The sequence below is a fragment of the Streptomyces montanus genome (assembly GCF_005786655.1).
Lineage (GTDB): Bacteria > Actinomycetota > Actinomycetes > Streptomycetales > Streptomycetaceae > Streptomyces > Streptomyces sporangiiformans.
Map to the genome: position 1 here is coordinate 1 of NZ_VBZC01000135.1, position 5,906 is coordinate 5,906.

Below are 5,906 nucleotides of genomic sequence, written 5' to 3' on the forward strand. Positions count from 1 at the left end.
CCGGCGCCCGCACCCCCGATGCACGCCGCGCCGACCATCGTCGCGCCCATGAGCCCGCCCGGCGGTGCTCCCGTACCGCCCCCGGCTCCCGCGCCCGCGCCCTACGGGCAGCCGGGCCAGCAGCAGCCTCCGTACGGCCAGCCCCCCGGCCCGAGCGCGCCTCTGCCGCCCGGCTACGCGCAGCCCCAGGCACCTCAGGCGCCCCAGGCACCGGGCCCGCCTCCGGGCTACGGCCAGCAGGCCCCGCCCTCCGGCTACGGCCAGCAGCCGCCGTTCGGCCAGGTGCCCGGCCAGCCCGGTGCGCCGGGCGCTCCGGGTGCGCCTGCCGCGTACGGAGTACCGCAGGACGCTCCCCAGGGCGGTGCCGGTCTCGCCGCGGCTCTGCAGCCGTACAAGGAGGCGCCCACCGGTCAGCGTTGGACGCAGCAGAACAAGAAGATGGTCCGCGTCGACCTCGGTGCGGGCGGCGACCAGGCCGTGCTCGCCCGCCAGGGCAGCATGGTGCTCTACCAGGGCAAGGTCGACTTCAGCTACAAGGGCGCCGGATTCTCCGGCCGGATCGTGGGCAACGCGACCGGCCAGGAGATGCAGTTGATGCGCTGCTCCGGTCGCGGCCAGGTGTTCCTCGCCGAGAACTCGGCGATGCTGCACCCCATCGAGCTGCAGGGCGACGCCGTCTGTGTCTCCGCGGAGAACGTCCTCGCGTTCGACGAGACGCTGCAGTACGAGGTGCGCCGCGTCGAAGGACACGGCATCCCCGGAGGCGCGCTGTTCACGATGCAGTTCCAGGGGACGGGCACGATCGTCGTGAAGACGCACGGCGTGCCGGTCGTGCTGCCGGTGACGCCGACGACGTTCGCCGACTGCAACGCCGTCGTCGCCTGGTCCGCCGCCTCCCAGGTGATCGTCTCCAGCCAGGTCCGGATGCGCCGCAACGCCTACCCGGGCGACACCGGAGAGAGCGTGAACCTCCAGTTCCGTGGCGCGCCCGGCAATTTCATCGTCGTCCAGCCGTACGAGGTCTGAGGGAGCCCGTCCTATGAACCAGCAGCTCGCGGGCTTTGCCCCGGCACCCGTCGCCACGCGCATGGAGAACCACGGCAACCACATGCTCAAGGTCGCCATGCAGACCGGGAACGACCTTCTCGCGCGCGTGGGGTCGATGGTCGCCTACGAAGGTTTCGTCCAGTACGAGCCGAACCCGCCGGCCGTGCGCCAGATCGCCAAGGACTGGATGACCGGTGAGGGCGCGCCCCTCATGAAGTGCTCCGGAGACGGCCTGCTCTACCTCTCCGACTACGGTGCGAACGTCGTCGTCATCAACCTCAACGGCGACGGGATCTCCGTCAACGCCACCAACCTGCTCGCCTTCGACGCACACCTCCAGTGGGGCGTCGAACGCGTCAAGGGACTGGCGAAGTTCGCCGGACAGGGCCTGTGGAACACCAAGATCTCCGGGCAGGGCTGGGTCGCGCTGACCTCTCGGGGCAAGCCCATCGTCGTCGACTGCGGCGGAGGCGAGGACGAGACGTACGTCGACCCGGACGCGCTCGTCGCCTGGTCCCCGAACCTGAAGGTGAAGGGCAAGCGCAGCTTCAAGGCGCAGTCGCTGATCGGGCGGGGCAGCGGCGAGGCGTACCAGATGGCGTTCTCCGGACAGGGCATCGTCGTCGTCCAGCCCAGTGAGGACAGCACCGACCGCCTTCGAGTCCGGGGCTGAGGGGGAGTCAGACACCATGCAGAGCCCGCTTTTCGCCTACAACGAGCAGCAGACCCAGGAGCGTTACAGCCTGCAGAACAAGCAGATGCTGCGTGTTGTCCTGGAGGGCCACGACGACATACTCGCCCGCAAGGGCACCATGGTCGCCTACCAGGGGCTGGTGGAGTTCGATGCCGAGTACCAGAACTCCAGTCAGCAGCGCTCCCGTGCGCACACCGGGGAGGGCCTCGACCTGATGCGCTGCCACGGGCAGGGCAACGTCTATCTGGCCAACCTCGCCCAGCACATCCATGTGGTGGACGTGGAACAGGACGGCCTCACCGTGGACGGCAGCTATGTCCTGGCGATGGACTCCTCGCTGCACTACGACGTGATCGCCGTGGACAGCCAGTACGGCATCTCCGGTTCGGGCAAGTACCAGCTCAACATCACCGGACGCGGCAAGGTCGCACTGATGACCTCGGGGATGCCGCTGATGATGCAGGTCACGCCCGACCGGTACGTCAACTGCGACGCCGACGCCATCGTCGCCTGGTCCACCAGCCTGCGGGTGCAGATGCAGGCGCAGACGCATTCCTCCGGAGTGTGGCGGCGCCGCGGCAACACCGGTGAAGGCTGGGAGCTCAGCTTCATGGGCACGGGTTACGCGCTCGTCCAGCCCAGCGAACTGCTGCCCCCGCAGAACGCCGTGATCGGACAGGGCGCACGCGCCCAGTACGGCATGGGGCAGCACGGCGCCCGCGGGCAGAACCAGGGCAACGTCTGGAACTAGCCCTCCGCGGAGGGAATCGGTAAGGGGCGACCGCCATGGCGGTCGCCCCTTACCTCTTCGTCCCTCACCTCTTCAGAGCTTGGCCCGCGTGGCTTCGAGGAGTCGTACGACGGAGTCGTCCGCCACGTCCGCCACCTCGTCGTAGGCGAACCATCGCAGGTCGAGCGACTCGTCGCTGATCTCCTCGACGGCCCCGGCCGGGGCGAGCGCGGCGTACTGCACATCGAGGTGCCAGGCGCAGGGCGTCAGATGCCGGTCCAGACGGACCGGTCCGCCGGGGAGCAGGGTCAGCCCCTGGATGCCCGACTCCTCGGTGGCCTCCCGCAGCGCGGCAGCCGCCAGCGTCTCGTCCTCCGGCTCGCAGTGGCCGCCCATCTGCAGCCACATACGGATCTTCCTGTGGAGGGTCAGCAGCAGACGCTCCCGCTCCGGGTCGATGACGAGAGCGCTCGCTGTGATGTGTCCGGCCTCGCAGGCCTTCCACATACCGTCCGGATGAGCCTGAAGATGGTCCAGATACGTCTGGAGCAGCTCTTCCTGGCCCTCGTAGCTCTTCAGTACGAGGACCGTGTCGTCGTGGAGGCTCACTCGGCGTCGTCGCCCTTGTCGTCGTCCTTCTCGTCGTCCTTCTTCAGGTTCGGCTTCCCGGCCGGGCCGTCCGCGGCCTCCCCGAGCATCTTGTCCAGCTCGGAGAAGTCCAGCTGCTCGCGGTGCACGAAGCCGTCCGGGTCGTCCAGGTCGGACGCGGTCGGCAGCATGTCCGGGTGGGCCCACAGGGCGTCACGGCCGTCGACACCGCGTGCGTCCGTGAGCGAGGCCCACAGGCGCGATGCGTCCCGCAGCCGGCGCGGGCGCAGCTCCAGGCCGATCAGCGTGGCGAAGGTCTGCTCGGCCGGACCGCCGGAGGCGCGGCGGCGGCGCAGCGTCTCGCGCAGCGCGTCCGCGGACGACAGACGCGGCTTGGCGGCAGCGTGCACGACGGCGTCCACCCAGCCCTCGACGAGCGCCAGCGCCGTTTCCAGCCGGGCCAGCGCCGCCTTCTGGGCCGGTGTGTCCTCCGGCTGGAACATGCCCTGCTGGAGTGCGTCCTGCAACTGCTCGGGGTTCGACGGGTCGAGCTGACCGACCACGTCCTCCAGCTTGGCCGTGTCGACCTTGATGCCGCGCGCGTAACCCTCGACCGCGCCGAACAGGTGCGAGCGCAGCCACGGCACGTGTGCGAACAGGCGCTGGTGGGCGGCCTCGCGCAGGGCGAGGTAGAGCCGCACCTCCTCCTGCGGTACGCCGAGGTCCTTGCCGAACGCCTCGACGTTCACCGGAAGCAGCGCGGCCTTGCCGGCCGGGCCCAGCGGCAGGCCGATGTCGGTCGAGCCGACGACCTCGCCCGCGAGCACGCCCACGGCCTGCCCGATCTGCGTACCGAACATGGCGCCGCCCATGGAGCGCATCATCCCGATGAGCGGGCCCGCCATGGCCTGCATCTCCTCGGGAAGAATGTCGCCCATGGCCGCGCCGACGCGCTCGGCGACCGGGTCGACGAGCTCCTTCCACACCGGCAGGGTCGCCTCGACCCACTCCGCGCGGCTCCAGGCCACCGCGGTACCGGCGCCGGACGGCAGGGACGTCGCGTCGTCCAGCCACAGGTCGGCCAGGCGCACGGCCTCATCGACCCCGGAGCGCTCGGCGGGGCCGATGCTCGAGTCCTTGGTGCCGTCCGGGGTGCCCTGGGAAACCGTCTGGCGGGCGATCTGCTTGGCCATGTCCCAGTTCACCGGGCCGCCCTCGTACGAGAGCATCTGGCCCAGCTGCTGGAACGCGGCGCCCAGGTCGTTGGGGTTCAGCGAACCGAACATTGCGGCGAGCGGGTTGTCGGCTCCAGGGCCGCCAGGACCTCCGGGCAGCCCGAAACCGAACGGGTTGGCAGGTCCCTGACCACCACCGCTCTCCTGGTCCTTCTTCTTGCCCTCGTCGCCGTTCTCCGGCTCCTCCGGCGGAAGGCCGAATCCGAATGGGGTGTCACTCACGGGATTCCTCGGCTGTTAAGGCCGCCGGTTCTTTCCGACGGCGGCTGCCCGACATCACCACCCAGCGTAGACACCGCAGCCGGTTCGGGCCTCAATGCTTCGCCGACTCCCTGGCTGCGGCAGGATGGATGTCACCTGGTACGTACGCGTCACGCGCGTCCTTACTGAACACAACCGCTGGAGACGCCCGGTGAGTTCCCCAGATCCGCAGGTTCGCGCAGCGCGAAACCCCTCAACCAGTCCGGCCGTCCGCGGCCCTGTCGTAGCGGTCACCGGCGCCGCGGACGGCGTAGGCGCGCTGCTCACCGAGCGGCTCGCCGCCAGCGACGACATCAAGCAGGTCATCGCCATCGACGAGCGGCGCGGCGAGTGTGCGGCCGCGCAGTGGCACATCCTCGACGTCCGGGACCCCGCGATCGCCGACAAGCTGCGCGGTGCGGACGTCGTGGTGCATCTGGCGCTCGATCTCGATCTGGAGACCGACACGGCCGCACGCACCGCGTACAACGTGCGCGGCACCCAGACCGTGCTCACCGCCGCGGCCGCCGCCGGTGTCCACCGCGTGGTGCTGTGCACCTCGGCGATGGTCTACGGAGCACTGCCCGACAACGAACTGCCCCTCTCCGAAGACGCCGAACTGCGTGCCACCGCCGAGGCCACGGGCGTCGGGGACCTTCTGGAGGTCGAGCGGCTCGCCCGGCGGGCGCCCCGTGCGCACCCCGGGCTCAACGTCACCGTCGTACGGCCCGCCGTGCTCGTCGGGGGCACCGACACGGCCCTCACCCGCTACTTCGAGTCGCCCCGGCTGCTGGTCGTCGCCGGGTCCCGGCCCGCCTGGCAGTTCTGCCACGTCGAGGACCTGTGCAGCGCTCTGGAGTACGCCGTCCTGGAGAAGGTCGAGGGGGAGCTGGCCGTCGGCTGCGACGGGTGGCTGGAGCAGGAGGAGGTCGAGGAGCTCAGCGGGATCCGGCGGATGGAGCTGCCCTCGGCCGTCGCTCTGGGCGCCGCGGCCCGGCTCCACCGGATCGGGCTCACACCGTCGCCGGCCGGGGACCTCGCGTACACGATGCACCCCTGGGTCGTCAGCGGGAGCCGGCTCCATGACGCCGGGTGGCGGCCGCAGTGGACCAACGAGGAGGTTCTCGCCGAGCTTCTGGAGGAGGTCGCCGGGCGGCACACCGTGGCCGGGCGACGGCTCGGACGCAAGGACGCGACGGCGGCGGGGGCCGCGGGCGCGACGGTCGCGCTGCTCGGTACGGCGGCGCTCGTCCGTCGGGCGCGGAAGGCCCGGCGCCGCATCTGACGTGGCGGGCGGTGTGCGGCTGCGGCCTGAAGGGCCTCGCCCCCCCGGACGTCGGACGCCGGACGCCGCGCCCCGGACGCCGCGCCC

General features: G+C 70.8%; 6 protein-coding genes. 4 read left to right on the top strand and 2 right to left on the bottom strand.

Annotation, left to right across the window (positions count from 1 at the left end):
• The 3 genes from FE633_RS46550 to FE633_RS46560 form a co-directional block, all read left to right on the top strand.
• On the top strand, positions 1 to 1,026 hold a 1,026-nt coding region (locus tag FE633_RS46550), incomplete at its 5' end, for an AIM24 family protein (protein WP_246114158.1).
• A gap of 13 nt (positions 1,027 to 1,039) precedes the next feature.
• On the top strand, positions 1,040 to 1,720 hold the full coding sequence (locus FE633_RS46555) for an AIM24 family protein (RefSeq protein WP_138051209.1): 681 nt from the start codon (positions 1,040 to 1,042) through the stop codon (positions 1,718 to 1,720).
• Positions 1,721 to 1,736: 16 nt separating this feature from the next.
• Positions 1,737 to 2,492: an AIM24 family protein gene (locus FE633_RS46560; protein ID WP_138051210.1), complete on the top strand. Its 756-nt coding sequence runs from the start codon at positions 1,737 to 1,739 to the stop codon at positions 2,490 to 2,492.
• A gap of 72 nt (positions 2,493 to 2,564) precedes the next feature.
• Here the strand turns inward: FE633_RS46560 and FE633_RS46565 are convergent, their stop codons facing one another.
• Positions 2,565 to 3,080, bottom strand: coding sequence for an NUDIX hydrolase (locus tag FE633_RS46565; RefSeq protein WP_138051211.1), 516 nt, complete (start codon positions 3,078 to 3,080; stop codon positions 2,565 to 2,567).
• A complete protein-coding gene (locus FE633_RS46570; RefSeq protein WP_138051212.1) occupies positions 3,077 to 4,516 on the bottom strand; it encodes a zinc-dependent metalloprotease in 1,440 nt (479 codons plus the stop codon). The genes FE633_RS46565 and FE633_RS46570 overlap by 4 nt, the downstream gene beginning before the upstream one ends.
• 190 nt (positions 4,517 to 4,706) lie before the next feature.
• Here FE633_RS46570 and FE633_RS46575 point away from each other — a divergent pair, with 190 nt between their 5' ends.
• Entirely contained in the window at positions 4,707 to 5,819 is a 1,113-nt protein-coding gene (locus FE633_RS46575) for an SDR family oxidoreductase (RefSeq protein ID WP_138051213.1), read from the top strand.
• Positions 5,820 to 5,906 lie beyond the last annotated feature (87 nt).